Below are 22,215 nucleotides of genomic sequence, written 5' to 3'. Positions count from 1 at the left end.
CCCGGCTCAATCTATGCTCACATCGCTATGTGTGCAACTGAACGTCGAGGGTGGTCAGGCGCTGGGTGGCCCGGGACAGCGCCACGTAGAGCGTGCGCACCCCGGCGCCCGGCTCGGCCCGGATCTCCGCCGGGGCGACCAGCACCACCCCGTCGTACTCCATGCCCTTGGCCTGGAGGCTGGTGACCACCTGGAGCCGGGAGCCGCCGAGGCCGGCGAGCCAGCCGGCCACCTCGTCCCGGCGGGGCACCGGGGTGATCACACCGACCGTCCCCTCGACCTGGGCCAGCAGGTCCCGCGCCGCCGCCACGGTGGCCCCGGGCAGCTCGTCCGCCGGGACGGTCCGCTCGACCGGCTGCACCCCGGTGGAGCGGACCGCGGTGGGCAGGGCCAGGTCCGGGTAGAGCCGCCGGATCTCCGCCGCCGCCACCGCGAAGATCTCCGCCGAGTTGCGGTAGTTGGTGGACAGCTCGTAGCGGTACCGGCGGCGGCGTCCCAGCGCCTGGTCCCGGGCCCGGGTGAGTTCCTCCTCCTCGCCCGTCCAGGCGGTCTGCGCCGGGTCGCCGACCACCGTCCAGGAGGCCAGCCGGCCCCGCCGGCCGATCATGCGCCACTGCATCGGCGAGACGTCCTGTGACTCGTCGACCACCACGTGGGCGTAGTCGCGGTAGTCCTCCGGTCGCTCCCGGGCCGCGGCCCGGGCGGCCCGCTGCCGGTCCGCCGCGGTGCTCAGCTCGCGGACGCCCCCGGCGAGCTGGAACGGGTCGCGCTTCGGCTTCGCCCGCCGCACCGGCTTGCCGAGCAGCGCGTCCAGCTCGTCCAGGAGCGCGATGTCGGCGATGGTCAACCCGTCGGTGTCCAGGCTCCGCCAGGCCTCACCCAACAACCGGATCTCCGCGCCGGAGAGCACCCCACCGGCGTACCGGCGCAGCCGCTCGGGACGGGCCAGCCAGCCGAGCACGTGCCGGGGGTGCAGCCGGGGCCACCACGCCTTCAGGAACTCCCGGAACTCGGGCCGCTCGATGATCTCGTCCTCGAAGGCGGGCTGCGCCGGCAGCCGACCGACCCGCAGCGTCCGGGCCTGCGCGTACAGGGCGGCGAGGACGGCGTCGAAGCCGGCCCGGCGCACCTCGTTGCGGCGGGCTCCCCGGGGCAGCGCCCGGTCCCGGATCGCGTCGAGCTCGGCCCGGGTCAGCCGGAGCAGCTCGCCCCGGTAGAGCAGGCGCAGCTCGGTCGGGGCGTCCGGCACCGCGTCGCGGACCGCGCGCTCCAGCACCCGGCGCATCCGCAGCGAGCCCTTCACGGCCGCCACCCCCGGCGGGTCGGTGCGGGTCGCGGACAGGCCCGGGAAGAGCGAGCCGAGCGAGTGCAGGGTGGCGGTCTCCTCGCCGAGCGAGGGCAGCACCGAGGCGATGTACTCGACGAACACCCCGGAGGGCCCGACCACCAGGATGCCGCCGCCCGCGTACCGGGCCCGGTCGGCGTAGAGCAGGTACGCGGCCCGGTGCAGGGCCACCGCCGTCTTGCCGGTGCCCGGGCCGCCGGAGACGATCGTGACGCCGTTGCCGGGGGAGCGGATCGCCTCGTCCTGCTCCCGCTGGATGGTGGCGACGATGTCGCGCATGCCCCGCCCGGTGGCCCGGGACAGGGTGGCCAGCAGCGCGCCGTCGCCGACCACCGCCAGGTCCGCCGGCGCCGACTCCGGGTCCAGCAGGTCGTCCTCGATCCGGGTGACCTTCTCCGCCGCCGACTGGATCGTGCGCCGGCGTACCACGCCCATCGGCTCGGCCGGGGTGGCCTGGTAGAACGCCGCGGCGGCGGGCGCCCGCCAGTCCACCACCAGCGTCTCCGCGTGCTCGCCGCGCACCCCGAGCCGGCCCACGTGCAGCACCTGCCCGGTGCGCAGGTCGAGCCGGCCGAACACCAGCCCCTCGTGCTCGGCGTCGAGCACGTACCGCCGCTGGGCCGCGTGGAAGACCATCGCGTCCCGCTCCACCAGCGCGCCGAAGTTGCCGACCCGGGCCAGCCGGTAGCCCTCCCGCTCGGCCTCGGCGGCCGCCCGGCGCAGCTCCGCCAGCCGGGCGTACACCCGATCGAGATGCCGCTGTTCGGCGGCGATCTCCCGTTCCAGGGTGGTCTGGTCGCTCAACGCGGGGGCTCCTGAGGGTCACGTGGCGGGCACGACGGGCTGAATGAGGGTACGGGCCCTCGTCCAGTCCCCTGTCAGGGCCATGCCGGTGGCCGGACCCGCCCCGCGCCGGTTGCCCGTTATCCGGCCCTTCCCACCCGTTGTCCCTGGGTTCTGGTGGCGGGTCCGGCCCTCGGCGTCGATCGGCGGCCGGTCCGGTGCCCGCGACCGAGGTGCCGCCCGCGCCCGCAGGGCCGCGGCGGGCATGGCGGTGGGCCGGGCCGGGACCCGAGCCGAGCCGGAACCCGGGGCGAGCCGGGAGTCGGGAAGCGGATGGTCAGGCGGCGGCCGGGCGGGCCGTCGCCGGGGAGCGGCGCCGGCGGCGCGGAGCGGTGGCCAGCGCCCGGTCGAGGACCGCGGCGAGCGCGGCGTTGACCTGCTCGGGGCGTTCCATCATCAGCATGTGCCCGGCGCCGGGGCAGACGGTCAGCTCGGTGGTCGGCAGCGCGGCGGCGATCGACTCGGCGCAGGGCGGCGGGGTGAGCCGGTCCCGGTCGCCGACCAGCGCGGCGGCCGGCAGGTCACCGAGCGCGGCCAGGGTGTCCAGCCGGTGCTGGGCCCCGATCGAGGCGCGGAACCCGCCGATCGAGCGCAGCGAGGCGTGCGCCACCGCCGAGGTGACCAGGCGGATGTCCGCCGGGTCGCAGCGGTCGCCGAAGAGCATCCACCGGATGCTCGGGCGCAACGCCCGCAGCAGGGCGTGCGGGGGACGCCAGGAGCCGCACCGGGCCAGCACCCCGGCGCCGGTGGTCTCGGCGAGCCGGATCAGCCGGGTGATCCGGGGGGAGAGCCCGTACGCGGTGTGGGTGTGCCCCTCGGCGGTGGTCGACACGAAGACCAGCCCGGCGGTCCGGGCGGCGAAGTGCGCGGGGTGGCGGTGGGCGTACTCCATCACCGTCATTCCGCCCATCGAGTGCCCGACCAGCACGACCCGCCCGGACGGGACGATCGCGTCCAGCACGCCGGCCAGGTCGTCCCCGAGCTGGGCCAGGGTGGCGGTACGCAGCTCCATGCAGCTGGACCGGCCGTGACCCCGGGCGTCGTAGCTGACCACCCGGACCCGCTCGCCGTACCGCCGGCGCAGCTCGTCGCGCTGGTGGTGCCAGCTGCGCCCGTCCAACGTCCAGCCGTGCAGCAGCACGGCGGTGAGCTCGGCGTCGGCCGGGCCGGTGACCTCGACGTGCAGGCGTACCCCGTCGGGCAGCCGTACCTCCGACCGCTGCGTCATGGCGACCTCCCCGGGCCGTACCGGTTCCTCGCACCGGCGTAACCCGGCGGTAACAACCGGCGTACCCGACATGAGAGCACGCCAACCGGGGTGGTGAGAAGATTCCCAACCCGGCTCCGTGAGGTCGGATCGCTGACCAGGCTGTAGGACATGCCGCCGACCTTCGCCCGGACGCCCCGGGCCGCCCTGGCCGAGCTGCTCTCCGGCAACCGGCGCTTCGTCAGCGGGCAGCCGGTGCACGGGCACGACGTGACCGCCGCCGCGGCGGTGGCCTCCGGCGACCAGCAGCCGTACGCGGTCGTGCTGGGCTGCATCGACTCCCGGGTGCCGCTGGAGGCGATCTTCGACCAGACGTTCGGCTCGATCTGCGTGATCCGCACCGGCGCGCACGTCCTGGACCGGGCGGTCTGCGGCTCGATCGAGTACGTGGTGGGGCAGCTCGGCGTGCCGCTGGTGATGGTGCTCGGCCACGAGCGCTGCGGGGCGGTCGGCTCGGCGGTGGAGGCGCTGCGCACCGGGCGGCGGCCGGACGGTGCGCTGGGATACGTGGTGGACCGGATCACCCCGGCGGTCACCGAGGTCGGCGTGCACGACCCGCAGGCGCACCCGCTCGCGATCCGGCGGCACGTGCACCGGACGGTCGCCACCCTGCGGGCCGACGACCTGCTCGCCGGGCCGGTGGCGACCGGCGAGGTGGCCGTCGTCGGCGCCCTCTACGACCTGGCCACCGGTGAGGTCGCCCTGCTGTGAACGGACAGAACCGCCCGCCGGGGGTCCCGGCGGGCGGTTCTGGGGTGTCGCTGCGTGCGGGGCTCAGCCCTCGAACACACCGGCCTCGACGAGACGCTTCTCGGTGGCGTCCCAGCCGTGGTCGGGGTGGGCGGCGGCCAGACCGTTGAGCTCGGCGCGGATCTTGGCCGCGTGACCGGCGGCGGCCAGCACCCGGATCTCCTCGACGAAGGCCTCGGAGTCGGTGCGCAGGTGCGCGGTCTTGCCGTTGGTCAGGTTGCGCACGTAGGCGTGCTTGCCGCCGTTGAGCGGGATGAGGTACTTGAACTCGCCCAGCACGCTGAGGGCGCCACCCTGGCCAGCCTGGCCGGCCCGGACTGACGCGCGCGCGGTCTTAGAGGTGTTGCTCGCCACGGAGGTACTCCTTGCAGACGTACGGGAGGACTGTGATCGTCCGGGGGCTGTTGCGGGTGACGCCCGGATGAGCCTCGGCCCGCGAAGATGTGCGGCGGCACAGAACCGCCCAGAGAACTGTACACGACCTCGACGCCTGGCTGGTCGTCGCGCCGTCAGGGAGCACAACCAGGTCAGCCGCCCGGCTATTTCCCGCCGCGGTCGACGGCGAATTTTCCGATTCGCTGGCGCACCATCCGTCACGCGGGTCATCATGTGTTGCACGGGCCACTCGGGTCGGACGAGGTCGTAGGGGAAGACGCACCTCGCTCTCCGGGAGGTCACCGTGCCAACGCGTGGCGTCGTATACGTCCACTCGACCCCGCTCGCCGTGTGCTCGCACGTCGAGTGGGCGATCGCGCGCGTCCTCGCCGCGCCGGTCAACCTGCACTGGACGGGGCAGCCCGTCGACCCCGGCGCCCGGCGCGCCGAGTGCGGGTGGACCGGCAGCCCGGGGACGGGCGCCGAGCTGGCTGCTGCCCTCCGGCAGTGGCCCATGATCCGTTTCGAGGTGACCGAGGAACCGAGTCCGGGCGTCGACGGCGAACGCTTCATGTACGTGCCGGGCCGGGGTCTGTTCCGGGCCACGGTCGGCGCGGCCGGCGACATCCAGTTGGGTGAGGACCGGCTGCGCAGTCTGATGGCCGCCGCCCGCGCCCCGGAGGCGCTCGCGCACGCGCTGGACAAGGCGCTCGGCACCGCCTGGGACGCCGAACTGGAGCCGTACCGGCACGCCGGCGACGGCGCGCCCGTGACACTGCTCACCCGGGTGGGCTGACGATCAACCGAGTTGCCCCGATACGGTGGGCCCCGTGTCGATTTCCCCGCGACGCGCCTGCGTCGCGCTCGCCGCACTGACCGCGCTGCTCGTCTCCGGCTGCACCGGCGAGCCCGACCGGCCGCGTCCGAGCCCGCCGGCCAGCCCGTCCGAGCCGCCCTCGGCCGCCCCGTCACCGAGCGCGGACCCGGCCGCCCGGGCGGCGGCGCTGGTCGGCACGCTCTCCGACGAGGACCTGGTGGGCCAGGTGCTGATGCCGTACGCGTACGGCAGTTCGGCCACCAGGGTCTCGTCGGGCTCCGCCGCCGGCAACCGGGCCCTGGCCGGCGTCGACACCCCCGCCGAGATGGTGGCGAAGTACCGCCTGGGCGGGGTGATCCTGGTCGGCTTCAGCGCCGACGACCCCACCTCGGGTAACCAGGAGACCACCAACGTCGACAACCCGAAGCAGGTGCACGACCTCACCACCGGCCTGCGGGCCGCGGCCGGCAAGCTGCCCGCCGGTGCGGCCCCCTTCCTGATCGGCACCGACCAGGAGTACGGGGTGGTCACCCGGATCACCGACGGGGTCACCCAGCTGCCCAGCCCGCTCGCGGCCGGCGCGGCCGGCGACCCGAAGCTGACCGAGGCCGCCTGGCGGGCCGCCGGCGCCGAACTGGCCGCCATGGGGATCAACATGGACTTCGCCCCGGTCGCCGACGTGCTCGCCACCCGCAGCACGGTGATCGGTTCCCGCTCCTTCGGCGCCGACCCGGCCACCGCCTCCACCCAGGTCGCCGGCGCGGTACGCGGGCTCCAGGCGGAGGGGGTGGCGGCCAGCGTCAAGCACTTCCCCGGACACGGGCTGAGCGCCACCGACTCGCACAAGGACGTGCCCGTCATCGCCCAGTCCCGGGCCGTGCTGGACCGCACCGCGTTCCCGCCGTTCCGGGCCGGCATCGACGCCGGCGCGCTGGCGGTGATGTCCGCCCACCTCGACGTCAAGGCCGTCGACCCGGGCACCCCGGCCACCTTCTCCCACAAACTGCTCACCGACGTGCTCCGCGGCCAGCTCGGCTTCAAGGGCGTGGTGGTCACCGACGGGATGAACATGCCGCCGGCCAAGCGCTGGTCGCCGGGGGAGGCCGCGGTCCGCGCGCTGAACGCCGGCAACGACCTCATCCTGATGACCCCGAACGTGGGCCAGGCGTACGACGGGCTGCGCGCCGCCCTGAAGGACGGCTCGCTGCCCCGGGCCCGGCTGGTCGACGCGGTCACCCGCATCCTGACCATGAAGTTCACCCTGGCCGACCGGGCCGCCCCGGCGATGTCCACGCTGGGCTCCGCCGAGCACCGCCAGGCGGCCGACGCGCTCGCCGCCGCCGCCGTCACCATGCTGCGCGGCCGGTGCGGCGCGCCGGTCTCCGGGCCGGTCACGGTCAGCTCCTCGGCCGGCCGGGACCGTACCCGGGCCGCGTTGACCGAGGCGCTCAGCGCCGCCGGGGTGAAGGTGGTGCCCAGCGGCGGGACGGTGGTGCACCTCGTCGGGTACGGCGACGGGACGAAGGACCTGCGCGCCGACGCGGCGGTGACGGTGGCGATGGACACCCCGTACGTGCTGGCCGGCGCGAAGTCACCGACGCTGCTGGCGACGTACTCGTCCAGCCGGGCGTCGATGACCGGGCTGGCCGGGGTGCTCGCCGGCAAGAACCGGCCGACCGGGCGGTCCCCGGTGAAGGTCGCCGGGCTGCCCGCCACCACCTGCGGCACCTAGGCGGTCGACGTCGGGGCCCTGACCGGGGCTTACGCCGTCGACCGGCCCGGTCGGCGGCGGGCCGGCTGGTAGCGTCGGCCCGTCCGCCGCCGTACGCAACCGGAGGGTCGAGGGCCGTGACCGCAGCACAGCCGGCGCTCTCCGTGGTGGTGCCGATCTTCAACGAGCTGGCCGTCCTGCCGCTCTTCGCCGAGCGGCTGCGCGGCGTGCTGGACGCCCTCGGCGAGGCGTACGAGGTGGTGGCCGTCGACGACGGCAGCACCGACGGCACCGCGGCGGCGCTGACCGGCCTGCGGGCCGGCTGGCCCGAGCTGCGGGTGCTGCGGCTGCGCCGCAACAGCGGGCACCAGGCCGCCCTGCTCGCCGGGCTGCTCCGCGCCCGGGGCGGGTACGTGGTCAGCATCGACGCCGACCTCCAGGACCCGCCCGAGGTGATCGTCGAGCTGCTCCGTCGGGCCCGCGCCGACGGGCTGGACGTGGTCTACGGCGTCCGGGCCGACCGCCACCGGGACACCCGGTTCAAGCGGTGGACCGCGGCCGGCTACTACCGCCTGGTGCGGCGGCTGGTCGGCGAGCAGGTGCCCGCCCAGGCCGGCGACTTCCGGCTGCTCAGCCGGGCCGTGGTGGAGGCGCTGCGGGAGCTGCCCGAGCGCGGTCCGGTGCTGCGGCTGGTGGTGCCCTGGCTCGGCTTCCCCGGCGGCGAGGTGGCGTACCAGCGGCAGGAGCGGGCCGCCGGGCGGACCAAGTACCCGCTGTCCCGGATGGCCGGGCTGGCCGCCGAGAGCGTCACCGCCTTCTCGGCCGCCCCGCTGCGGGTGGCCACCTGGCTGGGCCTGGCCGGCGTGGCGGTGTGCGGGGTGCTGGTGGTGGTCGCCGTGCTGGCCTGGGCCGGCGGCGGCACGGTCACCGGCTGGCCCTCGCTCTACCTGGCGATCCTCTTCCTCGGCGCGGTGCAGCTGCTCTGCCTCGGCCTGCTCGGCGAGTACGTGGCCCGGATCTACACCGCCGTGCAGGGCCGGCCGGCGTACGCGGTGGCCGGCGACAGCGCCGACGGTGAGCCGGTCCGTCCCGGCGGCACCGAGCTGGCCGACAGCCTGCGGTGACCGCGCTCGCCCCCGGGGAGACCACCCCGTCGACCGTCGACCCGCGCCGTCCGGGCCCGGCCCGCTGGGCGCCGGCCGTCGCCGGGTACGCCCTGGTCGCCGCCGTGCTGCTGGTCGCCGGCACCCCGGTCGCCGCGCTCGCCCGCTGGACCGGGTACGCGCTGCTGGCCGTGCTGCTGCCCGGGACGCTGGTCTTCCGCGCGCTGCGCCGCCGCGCGTACACCCTGGTCGAGGACCTGGCGATGGGCGCGGCCGTCGGCCTGGTGCTGGAGCTGGCCGCGTGGGCGGTCTGCACCGCGCTCGGCGGGCCCGGCTGGCTGCGGCTCTGGCCGCTGGCCGTGCTGGTGCCGTTCCTGGCCGTGCCCCGGCTGCGCCGGCACTGGTGGGTCCGCTACCCCACCACCGCCCCCACCGGCTGGGCCTGGTCGCTGACCGGGGTGGTGGCCGGCTTCACCCTCTACCTGTACGGCTCCTTCCTCGCGGTCAACCCGGTGCTGCCCACCGACGAGGGGCAGGCCCAGTACATCGACCTGGCGTTCCAGCTCTCGCTGGCCGGCGAGGCCACCCACCGGGTGCCGCCCGAGGTGCCGCAGGCCGCCGGGGAGCCGCTGCACTACCACTGGTTCGGCTTCGCCCACCTGGCCGCCACCAGCCTGATCAGCGGCGTCGACCTGCCCACCGTCTTCTTCCGGCTGGCCGTGCCCGCGCTCTGCGCCCTCGCCGCCGTGCTGGTGGCGGTGGTGGGCTGGCGGATCACCGGGCGGCCGTACGCCGGGGTGGTGGCCGCCGCGCTGCTCTTCACCGTCGGCGAGTTCGGGTTCGAGAACGGCTGGCGGCAGCTGTTCGGCACCCAGGCCACCTTCATCGTCTGGGGCAGCCCGTCGATGACGTACAGCTGGGTCCTGCTGCTGCCGCTGCTCGCCGCCCTCGGCGAGCTGGTCGGCCGGGCCCGCGGCGTGACCGTGCCGCCGCTGGGCCGGGGCGCCTGGGTGCTGGCGGCGCTCTTCCTGGTCGCCTCCACCGGCGCGAAGGCGAGCACCCTGCCGGTGGTGCTGGCCGCGCTCGGCTGCGTCGCCGCCGGATCGCTGCTGCGCCGCCGCCGGCCGCCCCGGGCGGTGCTCGTCGCCATCGGGATGACGCTGGCCGCCCAGCTCTTCGCCACCGTGGTGCTCTTCGACCTCGAGAGCCACGGGGTGACCGTCGACCCGTTCTCAGGGCTGCGCCCGTACCTGCCGACCGACCGGCCGGCCGGGACGACCGCGCTGCTCTGGGTGCTGGTCGCGGTGGCGTTCCTGCTCAACCTCCAGCTCCGGCTGGCCGGCGCGGTGGCGCTGCTGCGGGGGCGGCGCTGGCGGCCGGAACCGGTGCAGGTCCTGCTGCTCGGCGGCGCGCTCGCCGGCCCCGCGATCTATCTGCTGGTCGGGCACCCGGGCAGCAGCAACCAGTACTTCACCCGGACCGGCTTCGCGTTCGGGGTGCTGCTCTCCGGCTGGGGCTGGGTCGAGGCGGCCGACCGGGCCGCGCTGACGGCCCGGGGCCGGCGACTGCTCGGCGCGGGCGCGGCCGGGTTCGCGGTGCTGCTCACCGCGGTCCAGCTCGCCGCCCCGGCCAGCACGCCGGCCGTCCCGGCGTACGCGCCGGTGCTGCCGCTGCTGTGCTGGGCCGCCGCGCTGACCGCGGTGGCCCTCGTGCTGGCCCGGTGCTGGCCGGCGCTGGCCGGCCGGTGGCCCGGGCTCGCCGGCCGGGGCGGGCTGCTGCTGCTCACCGCGGTGCTGTTGGCCGGGGCACCGGGCCTGGTCACGGACGCGGCGGCGGCCGGGCGGTACCCGAACGGCGGCGCCTATCCGGCGGTGCCGATGCCGGCCTCCCGGGTCGAGGCGGCCCGCTGGGTGCGGGCGCACAGCGCCCCCGACGACGTGCTGGCCACCAATGTGCACTGCCGGGCGGTGGTGGACGGCTGGTGCGACGCCCGCTCGTTCTGGCTCGGCGCCTACGCCGAGCGCGCGGTGCTGGTGGAGGGGTGGGCGTTCGCGCCCCGGATGGTGGGCCGCCCCGAGGGCCCGTACGCGCCGTTCTGGGACCCGGACCGGCTGCGGGCCAACGACGCGGCGTTCAGCGCGCCCACCGCCGCCGGGCTGGCCGTCCTGCGGGACCGCTACCGGGTGCGTTGGCTGGTCGTCGACCAGCGGGTCGGCCCCGGGTCACCGGCCCTGCGCGCCCTCGCCGACCTGCGCTACGAGAATCGCGGGATGGCCGTCTACCGGCTGCGCTGAGCCGTCACTCGTAGTCCCGGTTGTTCTTCGCGGTCTGCTTCACCAACTGGTACGCGGGCAGCATCTCCCGGTGCTCCTCCTCGTCGAGCCCGCCCAGGGTCAGCAGCAGCGGCCCCCAGATGGTGGACACCAGGGCCGCCCGCTCCGGGTTGCCGTCGGCGTCGGAGAAGCTCGCCTCGTACGCGTCGAGCACACCCACCTTGGTCCGGCGGTAGTCCCGCTCCGCTGCCGCCCCGTACGCGTTCAGGAAGGCGTCCAGGGTGCGCTCCGGGGTGCCGGACCTGCGGATCGTCCAGACCCGCAGGAAGCCGATGTTGCCGGCCGGCTTGGCGTCGATCTCGCACACCGGCACGGCCTCGCCGATCTTGACGTCCGGGCCGCCCCGCACCGCCTTCGCCCGCCACTTCGCCGGCATCGAGAACGTCGCGGGCAGCCGGCACGGGCCGGCCTTCTCGCCGATGGTGACCGCCGCCGCGGCGGGCGCGATCTCGTCGTACCAGGGCGGACCGGCGGCCACCGGCGAGCCGGTGGGGCCCGGCGACCCGGACGGCGCCGGGGCGCCCGCCGGCTGCGCGTCGCCGTCGCCGCAGCCGGCGGTCACGGCGAGGGTCAGCGCGGCCAGCGCGGCCGTCGCGGTACGTCGGAACATCGGCCCGGTCCTCCTGGTGCTCGACGCCGTCGCGGGTGACGGCGGTCCGGGCAGACTAATAGATCTTGGCGGCCGGCGGCGCCCCGATTTCCGGCTCACCCCGGGCGGTGCGCCCGCAGCATCAGCGAGACACCCGGCAGGCCGCGCACCGGCAGGTGCCGTTCGGCGGTGACCACCGCGCGCAGCCCCAGGTTCACCAGCGGGTGCGGCGCGGCCAGGTCGCTGCCGGTCGCGCGACGGCGTCGCCAGGCGGCCACCGGGCGCAGCAGCACGTTCCAGCTCCACAGCTCGTCGACCACCAGGCCGGCCTTCTCCACCACCGCGCGCAGCCCGGCCCGGTCGTAGCGGCGCACGTGCCCGACCGCCACGTCGTGCGCCGACCAGAGGCGCAGGTCGGCCGGCACCGCGATCAGCGCCGTACCGTCCGGGCGCAGCACCCGGCGCAGCTCGGCGGCGGCCAGGTGGTCCTCGTCGAAGTGCTCCAGGATGTCGAAGGCGACCGCCAGGCCCAGCGTGGCCGAGGGGAGCGGCAGGTGCCGGGCGTCGGCCCGGATCACGTCCAGGCCCCGCTCGCGGGCCACCCCGGCGCCCGCCGCGCTGTACTCCAGCGCGACCGGCCGCCAGCCGTGCGCCCGCAGCACCCGGGTGTTGCCGCCGCCGGCCGCCCCCACGTCCAGCGCCCGGTCCGGGGTGACCCCGGCGGCCGCCAGCCGGCGCAGCTCCCGGCCCAGCAGGGCGCGCCGCTCCCGGTACCACCAGTGGGTGTCCTCGAGCGCGGCGAGCTTGCGGATCTCGGTCGCTTCCACCCGGCCGACGCTAACAGGGGCCGGGAGCGGTCCGGCCTACAGCGGGATGTTGCCGTGCGCGCCCCGCGCGGCGGGTGCCGCCGCCAGGGCCTCGGCGATCCGCCGCCGGGTCTCCGCCGGCGTGATCACGGCGTCCACCACGCCGATCTCCAGCGCCCGGTTGACGCCCCCGGCGACGCGGATCTGCTCCTCGACCAGCCGGGCGCGCAGCGCCTCCCGCTCCTGCGCGGGGGCGGCGGCGAGCGTCTTGCGGTGCAAGATGTTGACCGCCGCGCTCGGGCCCATCACCGCGACCTCCGCCCGCGGCCAGGCGAACACCGCGCTCGCCCCGAGCGACCGGGAGTTCATCGCGATGTACGCGCCGCCGTACGCCTTGCGGGTCACCAGGGTCACCCGGGGCACCACCGCCTCGGCGAACGCGTGCAGCAGCTTCGCGCCCCGGCGTACCACGCCGTCCCACTCCTGACCGACGCCGGGCAGGTAGCCGGGCACGTCCACCAGCACCACCAGGGGGACGCCGAGGCTGTCGCACATCCGCACGAACCGGGCCGCCTTCTCCGCGCTGGACGCGTCGAGGCAGCCGCCCAGCCGCAGCGGGTTGTTGGCGATCACGCCGACCGTGCGGCCGGCGAACCGGCCCAGCGTGGTGACCACGTTCGGCGCCCACCTGGCGTGCAGCTCCACGCCCGGCTCGTCGAGCAGGGCCCGGACCACCGGCTTCACGTCGTACGCCCGGTTGGCCTCGGCCGGCATCGGGGCCGCCAGGTCGTGTCCCTCCGCGTCGCCGGCCACGTCGTCCGGGGCGAGCCGGCCCTGGCGGCCCAGCAGCGCCGCCAGCCGGCGCGCCTCGACCAGCGCCGAGTCGTCGTCCGGGGTGGTCACGTGCACCACGCCGGAGCGCCGACCGTGCGGCTCCGGGCCGCCGAGGCGGGCCATGTCGACCTGCTCGCCGGTGACGCTGCGGACCACCTCGGGGCCGGTCACGAAGATCCGACCGGCCCCGCTCATCACCACGATGTCGGTCAGCGCCGGCCCGTACGCGGCCCCGCCGGCCGCCGGACCGAGCACCACCGAGATCTGCGGCACCCGGCCGGAGGCCCGGACCATCGCCGCGAAGACCTGCCCGACCGCGTCGAGCGCGACCACGCCCTCGGCCAGCCGGGCGCCCCCGGAGTGCCAGAGGCCCACCACCGGCACCCGGTCCCGCACCGCGGCGTCGATCGCGTCCACCACGTGCCGGCACCCGTCGGTGCCCATCGCGCCGCCCATCCGGGTGGCGTCGGTGGCGTACGCGATCACCGGCGTGCCGTCGACCTCACCGCGCGCCCAGAGCGCCCCGGAGGTGTCCCGGGGCGCCGCCAGCCGCAGCGTGCCGGCGTCGAACAGGGCCCGCAGCCGGACCTCCGGGTCGCGCTGGTCCACGCTCGTGTCCTGCGCGCCGACGGCGGTGCTGGTCATGCTGCCTCCAAGGCGGGTCGGTCAGGCCCGGGTGAACACCAGGGCCACGTTGTGGCCGCCGAAGCCGAACGCGTTGTTCAACGCCGCGTTGATCTCCAGGTGCCGGGCCTTGTGGGCGGCCACGTCCAGGGTGAGGCCCTCGTCCGGGTCGTCGAGGTTGATCGTCGGAGGTACGACACCGTCGCGGATGGACAGGATCGTGGCGATCGACTCCAGCGCCCCCGCCGCCCCGAGCAGGTGCCCGGTCATCGACTTGGTGGCGGTCAGCACCGGGTGGTCGCCGATCGCCGTGCGCAGCGCGCCGATCTCCAGCATGTCGCCCACCGGGGTCGAGGTGGCGTGCGCGTTGACGTGCGCGATGTCGGCCTTCGCGACGTCCGCGTCGGCGACCGCCTTGGCGATGGCCCGGATCGCGCCCTCGCCCTCGGCGTGCGGCTGCACGATGTCGAACGCGTCCGAGGTGATGCCGGCGCCGGCCAGGCGCGCGTACACCCGGGCGCCCCGGGCGGCCGCGTGGTCGGCGCGCTCCAGGACCACCACGCCCGCGCCCTCGCCGAGCACGAAGCCGTCGCGGCCCTTGTCCCACGGCCGGGACGCCCGCTCCGGGTCGTCGTTGCGGGTCGACATGGCCCGCATCGAGGCGAAACCGGCGATCGGCAGCGGGTGGATCACGGCCTCGGTGCCTCCGGCCACCACCACGTCGGCCCGGCCGGCGCGGATCATGTCCAGGCCGAGCGCGATCGCCTCCGCGCCGGTCGCGCAGGCGCTGGCGACCGAGTGCACCCCGGCCTTCGCGCCCAGTTCCAGCCCGACCCAGGCGGCCGGACCGTTCGGCATCAGCATCGGCACCGTGTGCGGGGAGACCCGCCGCGGGCCGGACGCCTCCAGGATGTCGTCCTGGGCGAGCAGGGTGGTCGCGCCGCCGATGCCGGAGCCGACGCTGACGGCCAGCCGCTCCGGGTCGAGCCCGGAGTCGGCCAGCCCGGCGTCGGCCCAGGCCTGCTGCGCCGCGATGAGGGCGATCGCCTCGGAGCGGTCCAGCCGGCGCAGCTTGACCCGGTCCAGCACCTCGGACGGGTCCACCGCGAGCTGGGCGGCGATGCGGACGGGCAGTTGCCCGGCCCACTCCTGGGTGAGCGCACTCACCCCGGAGCGGCCGGCGAGCATGGCGTCCCAGGTCGACGCGACGTCCCCGCCGAGCGGGGTCGTCGCGCCGAGCCCGGTGACGACGACGTCGGGGCGACTCATGATCAGGACTGCGCCTCGATGTAGCTGACGGCGTCGCCCACGGTCTTCAGGTTCTGCACCTCGTTGTCCGGGATCTTGACGCCGAACTTCTCCTCGGCCGCCACCACGACCTCCACCATGGAGAGCGAGTCGACGTCGAGGTCGTCGGTGAAGGACTTCCCCTCGGCCACGTCGTCCGGGTTCACCCCGGCAACCTCTTCGAGAATCTCGGCGAGGCCGGCGGTGATCTCGTCACGGGTCATTGCGTCTGGTTCCTCTCATCGGGGCTTCCGCCGGCCGGCGTCGCCGGACGGCACACCTCGGCGCGTACGCGCCCGAGGGGGTCTCAGGGGCAGCGGACGACCTGACCGGCGTAGGTCAGGCCGCCGCCGAAGCCGAACAGCAGCACCGGGGCGCCCGCGGGCACCTCCCGCCGCTCGACCAGCTTGGACAGGGCCAGCGGCACGCTCGCCGCCGACGTGTTGCCGGACTCGACGATGTCCTTCGCGACGATCGTGTCGGGGATGTTCAGCCGCTTGGCGATCCCGTCGATGATCCGGGCGTTGGCCTGGTGCGGGACGAAGGCGGCCAGCTCGGACGGGTCGACCCCGGCCCGCTCGCAGGCCTGCAGGGCCAGCGGGGCGAGCGCGGTGGTGGCCCAGCGGAACACCGCCTGCCCCTCCTGCGCGATGTACGGGCGCCAGCCCTCGATGCGGACCGCGTCGCTCTTCTCCGGCACCGAGCCCCAGACCACCGGGCCGACCCCGGCTGGCTCGTCCTCGGCGGTCGCGGTGACCACCGCCGCACCCGCGCCGTCGGCGAAGATGATGCAGGTCGAGCGGTCGGTCCAGTCGGTGAAGTCGGAGAGCTTCTCGGCGCCGATGACGATCGCGTTGCGGGCCGCGCCGGCCCGGATCGCGTGGTCGACGGTGCCCAGCGCGTACGCGAAGCCCGAGCAGGCGGTGTTGAGGTCGTACGCGCCCGGGGCGGTGATGCCCAGCTTGGCGGCGACCCGACAGGCCACGTTCGGGCTGCGGTCGACCGACGTGCAGGTGGCCACCACGACGAGGTCGATGTCGGCGGCGGTCAGGCCGGAGTTGGCCAGCGCCTTGCCGGCCGCGGCGGCGGCCATGTCGGCGACCGTCTCGTCGCCGGCGATCCGGCGGGTGACGATGCCGACCCGGTCCCGGATCCACTCGTCGTTGGTGTCGACCAGCTGGGCCAGCTCGTCGTTGGTCACCACCCGGGAGGGCTGGTAGTGCCCCATCGCGACGATCTTGCTGCCGGTCATGCGTGGCCTCCGATGCGGGCGAGCGGCTGGCCCGGGGCGACCGGGTCGTCGTGGTGGGCGAGCCACTCGGTGAGCAGCCCGCCGGCGTGCGCGGTGACCTCGACCGGCCCCTGCCGGGTGGCCACCTGCCCGATCACCTGGCCGGCGCGCAGCTCGGCGCCCTCGGCCAGGTCGGCCAGCGGCGCGAACGCGCCGGCGGCGGGGGAGACCACCACCCGGAACTGGACCACCGGCTCGTGGCCGCGCAGGCCGCTGTGCCGGGCGATCAGGTCCCGCGCGGCGGGCAGGTCGTCGGGGGTGTTCAGGGTGACGATCTCGGGTGCGCCCTCGCCCTTGAGCTCCCGCTTGACCAGGTTGGCCAGGGTGCCGGCCGGCGGCAGCTCGATCACGCCGGTGACGCCCAGGTCGGCCAGCGTGCGCAGGCACAGGTCCCAGCGGACCGGGGCGGTGACCTGGCGGACCAGCCGCTGCACCATCTCCCGCCCGTGGTTGACGGCCGCGCCGTCGAGGTTGGACAGCAGGATCCGGGCCGGGTCGGCGGGGGTGATCCCGGCGGCCACCCCGGCCAGGGCGGCCTCGGCCGGGGCCATGTACGGCGTGTGGAACGCGCCGGCCACCTTCAGTCGGGTGACCCGGGCCCGGGTGGGCGGCTCGGCGGCGAGCTTGTCCAGCGCGTCGAGCGCGCCGGCGGCGACGATCTGGCCGGCGCCGTTGCGGTTGGCCGGGTGCAGCCCGTGCGCCTCGATCGCGGCGACCACCTCGTCCGGGTCGCCGCCGAGCACGGCGGCCATCCCGGTGGGCTCCAGCGCGCAGGCGGCGGCCATCTCCCGGCCGCGTACCCCGGCGAGCGTCACGGCGGCCTCGGCGGGGAGCACCCCGGCCAGGGCGGCGGCGCCCAGCTCGCCGACGCTGTGTCCGGCGACCAGCGCGACGTCGTACATCGGCAGGTGCTCGGCGGCGAGCAGCGCGGCGGCGACGAGCAGCGGCTGGGTGCGGGCGGTGTCCCGGATCTCGTCCGCGTCCGCCCCGGTGCCGAGGTGGACCAGGTCGACCCCGGCCAGCGCGGACCACCACCGCAGTCGCGCCTCGGCGCCGGGCAGGTCGAGCCAGGGGGTCAGGAAGCCGGGCTTCTGCGAGCCCTGTCCAGGGGAGAGTACGGCGAGCACGAGTACGACTCTGACGGATACTCGCGGGTCGCGCTGTAACGCACGGCACCAAACCGCACTAGAAGCTTTGGAGGATCCCTACAAAGATCGGCGGGAATCATCACCCGTCTGTGCTGTTTTGCGCGAAGATGCGTTCGGTGTCTGGTTCGGGACGGGTGCGACCGCCGGGACCACCGGGTCGAGCCGACCCACCGTCAACGCCACCTGGAGGGCGAACGCGTCCCGGGGTGCCAGCGGCGAGAAACCGGTCACCTCGGCGACCCGCTTCAACCGGTAGCGCACCGTGTTCGGGTGCACGAAGAGCGCCCGGGCGGCACTCTCCAGCGTGCCCCCGGCGGCGAAGAACGCGTCCAGCGTCTCCAGCAGCTCGCCGCCGGCCCGGACCAGCGCCGCGTACACGTCGTGACGCAGCCGGCGCCGGGCCTCCGCGTCCCCGGCCAGCGAACGCTCCGGCAGCAGGTCCGCCGCGGCCACCGGGCGCGGCGCGGTGGGCCAGGCCGGGGCCGCCCGGAAACCGGCCAGGGCCGACCGCGTCGAGTCGGTCGCCTCGTCCAGGCTGGGCACGGCCGGACCGACCACCACCGGCCCGTCGCCGAACGCGTCGAGCAGCTTCTCGGTCGCCGCCAGCGGGTCCGTCGCGCCGCCCAGCACGATCACCAGCCGGTCGCCGTGCACGCCGCCGATCACCTCGACCCCGATCCGGCGGGCCTGCCGGTAGACGGTGTGCAGCACGGCGGCCACCTCGCCGCCCGGGGAACGCCCCACCACCACCGCCACCGGCGGCGCGTCCGACCAGCCCAGCGCGGCCGCCCGGCTGGCCAGCACGTCGGGTGAGTCACCGCGCAGCAGCGCGTCCACCAGCAGTGCCTGGAGCCGGGCGTCCCACGAGCCGCGGGTCTCGGCGGCCCGGGCGTAGACCCGGGCGGCGGCGAAGGCGATCTCGCGGGAGAAGCGCAGCACCGCCTCCCGCAGCGGCTGCTCCTCGCCCTCGACGGCCAGGTGCGAGACCTGCTCCTCGACCACCTCGATGGTCACCTTGATCAGGGCCACCGTCTGCTGGAGGCTGATCGACCGGGCCAGCGCCTGCGGCGCGGTGGCGAAGACCTCGTCCGAGACCTCCTGGGTGCTGTCCGTCGCGCCGCCCCCCTGGCGCAGCCACTGCACCAGCGAGCGGACGCCGGCCTGGGCGACCAGCGTCACCCAGGACCGCTGGTCGGCCGGCAGCTCCCGGAACCAGGGCAGGCTCTCGTCCATCCGGGCCACGCTGGAGGTGGCCAGCGCCCCCGCGGCGCGTTCGATCCGGCGCAGGGTCGCCGACAGTTCGGTCCCGCCCGGCTCGCTCACCGCCCTAGCCTGACATGCGCTGAGCAGGGGCTCCACCCCGAGGGCGGGGACCGCCGCGCCGGCGCCCCGGGCGACCGGCGACAATGCTGTCCCGTGACCGACGCCTCGACCGCCCGCGCCGCGCTGGCCCGCGACATCGACGCCACCTGCCGCCTCACCGGACGCTTCGTGCTCCGCTCCGGCCGGATCGCCGACGAGTACTTCGACAAGTACCGGTTCGAGGCCGACCCGGTGCTGCTGGACCGGGTCGCCGCCGGCCTGGCCGAACTGGTGCCGCCCGGCACCGAGGTGCTGGCCGGCCTGGAGATGGGCGGCATTCCGGTGGTGACCGCGCTGGCCCGGCACGTCGGGCTGCCCTGCGCGTTCGTCCGCAAGACCGCGAAGGCGTACGGGACCGCGCGGCTGGCCGAGGGCGCGGACGTCGCCGGCCGGCGGGTGCTGGTCGTCGAGGACGTGGTGACCTCCGGCGGCCAGGTGGTGATCTCCACCGGTCAGCTCCGGGAGCTGGGCGCGATCGTCGAGCAGGCGATCTGCGTCATCGACCGCGGCGAGGGCGGGACGGAGGCGCTCGCCGGGCACGGCATCGCGCTGCGCGCCCTGCTCACCCGCGCCGACCTCGACGCCGCCCGCTGAGCGGGCCGCCCGGCGACCGCCGACCCGGTACGCGCCGTCCGCCCCGTCGGGCCCGGTGAGTACGGTGTCAGGGCACGTCGGGGCGATCCGCCCGACGGGCGATGGCGAACGTGAGGAGACCGGGATGGCGCACGGGGAGGCCGAACACGGCTGCGCCCAGGGCGAGCCCTGCCGGCTGGGCCACCACGAGCAGCCGGCGTCCGCCAAGCACCCGCGCCGGACGGGGCTGACCCATCCGGCCGAGCCGGCCGCCGGGCGGCTGCCCGAGCGGGCCGACGAGGATCCGCCCGCGCCCCGGCAGCGGGCCGCCGAGCCGGTCCTGCCGGCCGGGCCCGCCGACGACCCGCAGCAGGGCTGCCGGAGCGACCTGCCGGGCTGGGCGGGCGGCCACCGGCACGGCGCGGTCCGGCCCCGGAGCCGGACGATCCGCCGGGAAAGGCCACCGCGCCGCTGGTGCTGACCCCGCGACCGCCCTCCGGCGGCTAGCGTGAACAGCGTGAAGGCGATCGCGATCGACGCGTACGGCCCTGCCGACCGGCTCACCCTGCGCGAGCTGCCCACGCCACCGGTCGGCCCGGACACGGTCCTGGTGCGGGTCCGCGCCGCCGGGGTGAACCCGGTCGACTGGAAGGTCCGCGAGGGCCATCTCGCCGCCGCCCTGCCGACCCACTTCCCGCTGGTGCCCGGCTGGGACGCGGCCGGCGTGGTGGAGGCGGTCGGCCCGGCGGTGACCGGGTTCGCCGTCGGCGACGAGGTGATCGGGTACGTCCGCCGCGACGACGTGCAGCACGGCACGTACGCGGAGCTGGTGCCCGCCCCCGAACGCTGCCTGGCCGACAAGCCGGCGCAGGCGTCCTGGGCCGAGGCGGGTGGCCTGCCGCTGGCCGGGCTGACCGCGTACCAGGCGTTGCAGCTGGCCCGTACCGGCGGCGGGGACACCGTGCTGGTGCACGGTGCGGCCGGCGGGGTGGGGCACCTGGCGGTGCAGGTGGCCCGGGCGCTCGGCGCGGACCGGGTGATCGGCACCGCGAGCGAGGCGAACCACGACTTCGTCCGGTCGCTGGGCGCGGAGCCGGTGAGCTACGGCGACGGCCTGCTGGACCGGATCCGCGCGGTCGCGCCCGACGGGGTGGACGTGGCGCTGGACCTGTTCGGCGGCGCGGCGCTGGACGTCTCGGCCGAGCTGCTGGCCCGACCGGCCCGGCTGCTCTCCACCGCCGACCCGGAGCACGTGACCCGGCTCGGCGGCAGCTACGTCTTCGTCAAGCCGTCCACCGCCGACCTGACCGCACTGGCCGGCCTGGTCGACGCCGGCCGGCTGACCGTGCACGTGGCGCGGACCTTCCCGCTGGCCGAGGCCGCCGAGGCGCAGCGTCTGGTCGAGGCGGGGCACGTCCGGGGCAAGGTGGTGCTGGAGGTGTGAACTCCCCGGCACCGGCCCGTGGTGGGGCCGGCGGCCGGGGAGTCCGGGTGGTTCAGCGGGTGCGGCGACGCACCAGCAGCGCGATCCCGGCGAGCCCGCCGGTGATCAGCACCATCACGCCGACGTTGAGCAGCAGCAGCCGCTGCAACTCGTCCAGCGCGTCCCCGATGCCCTGCGCGGGGTCCAGCGGCTGCTCGGGAACGACCCGCTCCCCACCGCCGATGCCGCCGCTGATCGTGTCGGAGCGTGCGTCGAGCGGGACCCCGGCCCCGCGCAGCGTCTCGGACATGTTGAGCCGGCCGTAGAACCAGCCGGCCCGGGTCTTGCTCAGGTCCGGCTGCTTGGCCGGCCGGTAGACCCGGGGTCCGCCCTTGGCGAGCGGGTAGAGGTCGTAGGTCTTCGCCGGCGAGCCCGCGTTGAGCACCACGACCGTGTACTTCGGGCCCAGGTCCTTCGCCTCCGGGCCGCGTTGCTGCCCGGTCTGGCCGAGCCACTTCACCTGGTCGAGGACGGCGTTCACCTCGGTCGGGTGGGAGTCGGCGCGCAGCTGGAGCGGCTGCGTGAGCCGGTCGCCGGTGATGTCCACCCCGGCGGGCGCCAGCTTCGGCCTGGGTGCCGCCTGGGCGGCGGTCGGGCCGGCCAGGGCGAGCGAGCACGCGCTCGCGATCACCACCCCGGCCACGGCTGCCAGCAGCCGCCTCACCTTACGGACCATACGCCGCCTCCCCGCCCCGTTTCGATGGATGGCTTCCTGCAGGTCACGCTGGATCGGCCGACGGTGGTGGCCGTGCCCGAACTTCGGGTGCCCACCTCAAAGACTCCGCAGAACGTCGCTCGGTTGCAGCTGCTGGAAGAGTATTTGGAACTATCTGCGATCTGGGACCGACCAACTGGTGTGGCCGATGATCAGCGGCCGGATCGTACCCGGACGGAGGGGTTCATGGGGGGCACGCTCGCTCGCGTGGCGCGTACCTGGTCGGTGGTTCTCGGTGTGGCGCTCGGAGTGTCGGTGCTCCTGCCGGCCGCCCCGGCCGCCGCGCACAACTCGTTGACCGGCAGTGATCCGAAGGACGGGGCCCGGCTGGCGACCGCGCCGAAGCGGATCGAACTCCGCTTCCTGGCCCGCCCGGCCCCCGATACGACGAAGATCACAGTCACCGGGCCGGACAACGTGCCGGCCGGGGTGGGCGCGCCGACCTTCGCCGGCAGCCGGGTGAGCGTGCCGTTCACCGCCGGGCCAGCCGGCGTCTACATCGTCGCCTACCAGGTTTCCTCGACCGACGGACACCAGGTGAAGGGCGAACTCCGCTTCACCCTGACCACCGGAGCACCGACCGCTTCCGCCGCCCCGACCTCGGCCGCGCCGAGCACCCCGGTCGCCCCGCCGAGCGCCGGCTTGAGCCCGACACCCGCCGCCGCCCGGGCGCAGGACGACGGGGGTACGGGACGGTGGTGGCTCGTCGGCGCGGTGGTCGTGCTCGGCGCGCTCGGCGGGGTGCTGCTGCTCCGGCGTCGCCGGGCCTGAGCCCGCCCCTGGGGGCGGCCGGGCCGCGTGCCGACCGGACCACCCAGCTCCCGGGTGCCTTTGCTCTGCTTCAGCGGGCGCAACACTCAGCGACCCTGAGCGTCGCGTGGGTTGAAGCAGAGCAAAGGAGGGCGAGGGTCAGGTGGCCGGGACGCGAGGACGCCGGCCGTCGCCGGCAACCGGCTCGT

21 protein-coding genes are annotated in these 22,215 nt (G+C 75.7%); 9 read left to right on the top strand and 12 right to left on the bottom strand.

Annotated elements, in window-relative coordinates:
• Positions 1 to 25 precede the first annotated feature (25 nt).
• Positions 26 to 2,149: a HelD family protein gene (locus tag GA0070611_RS15140; RefSeq protein ID WP_091664593.1), complete on the bottom strand. Its 2,124-nt coding sequence runs from the start codon at positions 2,147 to 2,149 to the stop codon at positions 26 to 28.
• Between the two features lie 316 nt (positions 2,150 to 2,465).
• Positions 2,466 to 3,416, bottom strand: coding sequence for an alpha/beta fold hydrolase (locus GA0070611_RS15135; protein ID WP_091664591.1), 951 nt, complete (start codon positions 3,414 to 3,416; stop codon positions 2,466 to 2,468).
• Between the two features lie 150 nt (positions 3,417 to 3,566).
• On the opposite strand from GA0070611_RS15135, the gene GA0070611_RS15130 reads away from it, so the two are divergent.
• Entirely contained in the window at positions 3,567 to 4,166 is a 600-nt protein-coding gene (locus GA0070611_RS15130; protein ID WP_091664589.1) for a carbonic anhydrase, read from the top strand.
• A gap of 63 nt (positions 4,167 to 4,229) precedes the next feature.
• Here the strand turns inward: GA0070611_RS15130 and GA0070611_RS15125 are convergent, their stop codons facing one another.
• Positions 4,230 to 4,559: a hypothetical protein gene (locus GA0070611_RS15125; RefSeq protein WP_091664587.1), complete on the bottom strand. Its 330-nt coding sequence runs from the start codon at positions 4,557 to 4,559 to the stop codon at positions 4,230 to 4,232.
• A gap of 325 nt (positions 4,560 to 4,884) precedes the next feature.
• Between GA0070611_RS15125 and GA0070611_RS15120 the strand changes: the two genes are divergently transcribed.
• The 4 genes from GA0070611_RS15120 (at position 4,885) to GA0070611_RS15105 (ending at position 10,505) form a co-directional block, all read left to right on the top strand.
• Positions 4,885 to 5,376 (top strand): DUF3145 domain-containing protein, encoded by a 492-nt coding sequence (locus GA0070611_RS15120; RefSeq protein ID WP_091664585.1) that lies wholly within the window; start codon positions 4,885 to 4,887, stop codon positions 5,374 to 5,376.
• 25 nt (positions 5,377 to 5,401) lie between these two features.
• Entirely contained in the window at positions 5,402 to 7,129 is a 1,728-nt protein-coding gene (locus tag GA0070611_RS15115) for a glycoside hydrolase family 3 protein (protein ID WP_091664583.1), read from the top strand.
• A 116-nt stretch (positions 7,130 to 7,245) separates the two neighbouring features.
• On the top strand, positions 7,246 to 8,232 hold the full coding sequence (locus GA0070611_RS15110) for a glycosyltransferase family 2 protein (RefSeq protein WP_231921129.1): 987 nt from the start codon (positions 7,246 to 7,248) through the stop codon (positions 8,230 to 8,232).
• Positions 8,229 to 10,505, top strand: coding sequence for a hypothetical protein (locus tag GA0070611_RS15105; RefSeq protein WP_091664581.1), 2,277 nt, complete (start codon positions 8,229 to 8,231; stop codon positions 10,503 to 10,505). The genes GA0070611_RS15110 and GA0070611_RS15105 overlap by 4 nt, the downstream gene beginning before the upstream one ends.
• A gap of 4 nt (positions 10,506 to 10,509) precedes the next feature.
• Here the strand turns inward: GA0070611_RS15105 and GA0070611_RS15100 are convergent, their stop codons facing one another.
• The 8 genes from GA0070611_RS15100 to GA0070611_RS15065 form a co-directional block, all read right to left on the bottom strand.
• Positions 10,510 to 11,154 carry a lipoprotein gene (locus GA0070611_RS15100; RefSeq protein ID WP_091664579.1) on the bottom strand — a complete coding sequence of 215 codons (645 nt, stop codon included), beginning with the start codon at positions 11,152 to 11,154 and terminating at the stop codon, positions 10,510 to 10,512.
• 95 nt (positions 11,155 to 11,249) lie between these two features.
• A complete protein-coding gene (locus tag GA0070611_RS15095; RefSeq protein ID WP_091664576.1) occupies positions 11,250 to 11,960 on the bottom strand; it encodes a class I SAM-dependent methyltransferase in 711 nt (236 codons plus the stop codon).
• Between the two features lie 36 nt (positions 11,961 to 11,996).
• Complete coding sequence (locus GA0070611_RS15090; RefSeq protein WP_091664573.1) at positions 11,997 to 13,418, bottom strand: acyl-CoA carboxylase subunit beta; 1,422 nt, start codon at positions 13,416 to 13,418, stop codon at positions 11,997 to 11,999.
• 21 nt (positions 13,419 to 13,439) lie between these two features.
• Positions 13,440 to 14,666 (bottom strand): beta-ketoacyl-ACP synthase II, encoded by a 1,227-nt coding sequence (fabF, locus tag GA0070611_RS15085; RefSeq protein ID WP_091664570.1) that lies wholly within the window; start codon positions 14,664 to 14,666, stop codon positions 13,440 to 13,442.
• A 2-nt stretch (positions 14,667 to 14,668) separates the two neighbouring features.
• Positions 14,669 to 14,908 (bottom strand): acyl carrier protein, encoded by a 240-nt coding sequence (locus GA0070611_RS15080; RefSeq protein WP_007072348.1) that lies wholly within the window; start codon positions 14,906 to 14,908, stop codon positions 14,669 to 14,671.
• Between the two features lie 83 nt (positions 14,909 to 14,991).
• The gene (locus tag GA0070611_RS15075; protein ID WP_091664568.1) at positions 14,992 to 15,936 is read right to left on the bottom strand and encodes a beta-ketoacyl-ACP synthase III; all 945 of its coding nucleotides are present in this window, start codon (positions 15,934 to 15,936) and stop codon (positions 14,992 to 14,994) included.
• Positions 15,933 to 17,102 carry an acyltransferase domain-containing protein gene (locus GA0070611_RS15070; protein WP_091664565.1) on the bottom strand — a complete coding sequence of 390 codons (1,170 nt, stop codon included), beginning with the start codon at positions 17,100 to 17,102 and terminating at the stop codon, positions 15,933 to 15,935. Before GA0070611_RS15070 ends, GA0070611_RS15075 begins: the two co-directional genes overlap by 4 nt.
• 78 nt (positions 17,103 to 17,180) lie before the next feature.
• Entirely contained in the window at positions 17,181 to 18,530 is a 1,350-nt protein-coding gene (locus tag GA0070611_RS15065; RefSeq protein WP_269456298.1) for a PucR family transcriptional regulator, read from the bottom strand.
• A gap of 9 nt (positions 18,531 to 18,539) precedes the next feature.
• Between GA0070611_RS15065 and pyrE the strand changes: the two genes are divergently transcribed.
• The 3 genes from pyrE to GA0070611_RS15050 all read left to right on the top strand — a co-directional run bounded on the left by pyrE (position 18,540) and on the right by GA0070611_RS15050 (position 20,502).
• Entirely contained in the window at positions 18,540 to 19,079 is a 540-nt protein-coding gene (pyrE, locus tag GA0070611_RS15060) for an orotate phosphoribosyltransferase (protein ID WP_231921128.1), read from the top strand.
• Positions 19,080 to 19,203: 124 nt separating this feature from the next.
• Positions 19,204 to 19,539 (top strand): hypothetical protein, encoded by a 336-nt coding sequence (locus GA0070611_RS15055; RefSeq protein WP_091664560.1) that lies wholly within the window; start codon positions 19,204 to 19,206, stop codon positions 19,537 to 19,539.
• 36 nt (positions 19,540 to 19,575) lie between these two features.
• Positions 19,576 to 20,502 carry an NADP-dependent oxidoreductase gene (locus GA0070611_RS15050; protein WP_091672952.1) on the top strand — a complete coding sequence of 309 codons (927 nt, stop codon included), beginning with the start codon at positions 19,576 to 19,578 and terminating at the stop codon, positions 20,500 to 20,502.
• 52 nt (positions 20,503 to 20,554) lie between these two features.
• Here the strand turns inward: GA0070611_RS15050 and GA0070611_RS15045 are convergent, their stop codons facing one another.
• Positions 20,555 to 21,217: a hypothetical protein gene (locus tag GA0070611_RS15045; RefSeq protein WP_091664548.1), complete on the bottom strand. Its 663-nt coding sequence runs from the start codon at positions 21,215 to 21,217 to the stop codon at positions 20,555 to 20,557.
• Positions 21,218 to 21,463: 246 nt separating this feature from the next.
• Here GA0070611_RS15045 and GA0070611_RS15040 point away from each other — a divergent pair, with 246 nt between their 5' ends.
• Positions 21,464 to 22,027 (top strand): copper resistance CopC family protein, encoded by a 564-nt coding sequence (locus GA0070611_RS15040; protein WP_231921127.1) that lies wholly within the window; start codon positions 21,464 to 21,466, stop codon positions 22,025 to 22,027.
• The last annotated feature ends 188 nt before the right edge of the window (positions 22,028 to 22,215 follow it).

This window comes from Micromonospora auratinigra, from assembly GCF_900089595.1.
In the GTDB taxonomy this organism is placed as follows: Bacteria; Actinomycetota; Actinomycetes; order Mycobacteriales; family Micromonosporaceae; genus Micromonospora; species Micromonospora auratinigra.
This window is presented reverse-complemented; position numbering and strand designations above follow the sequence as displayed.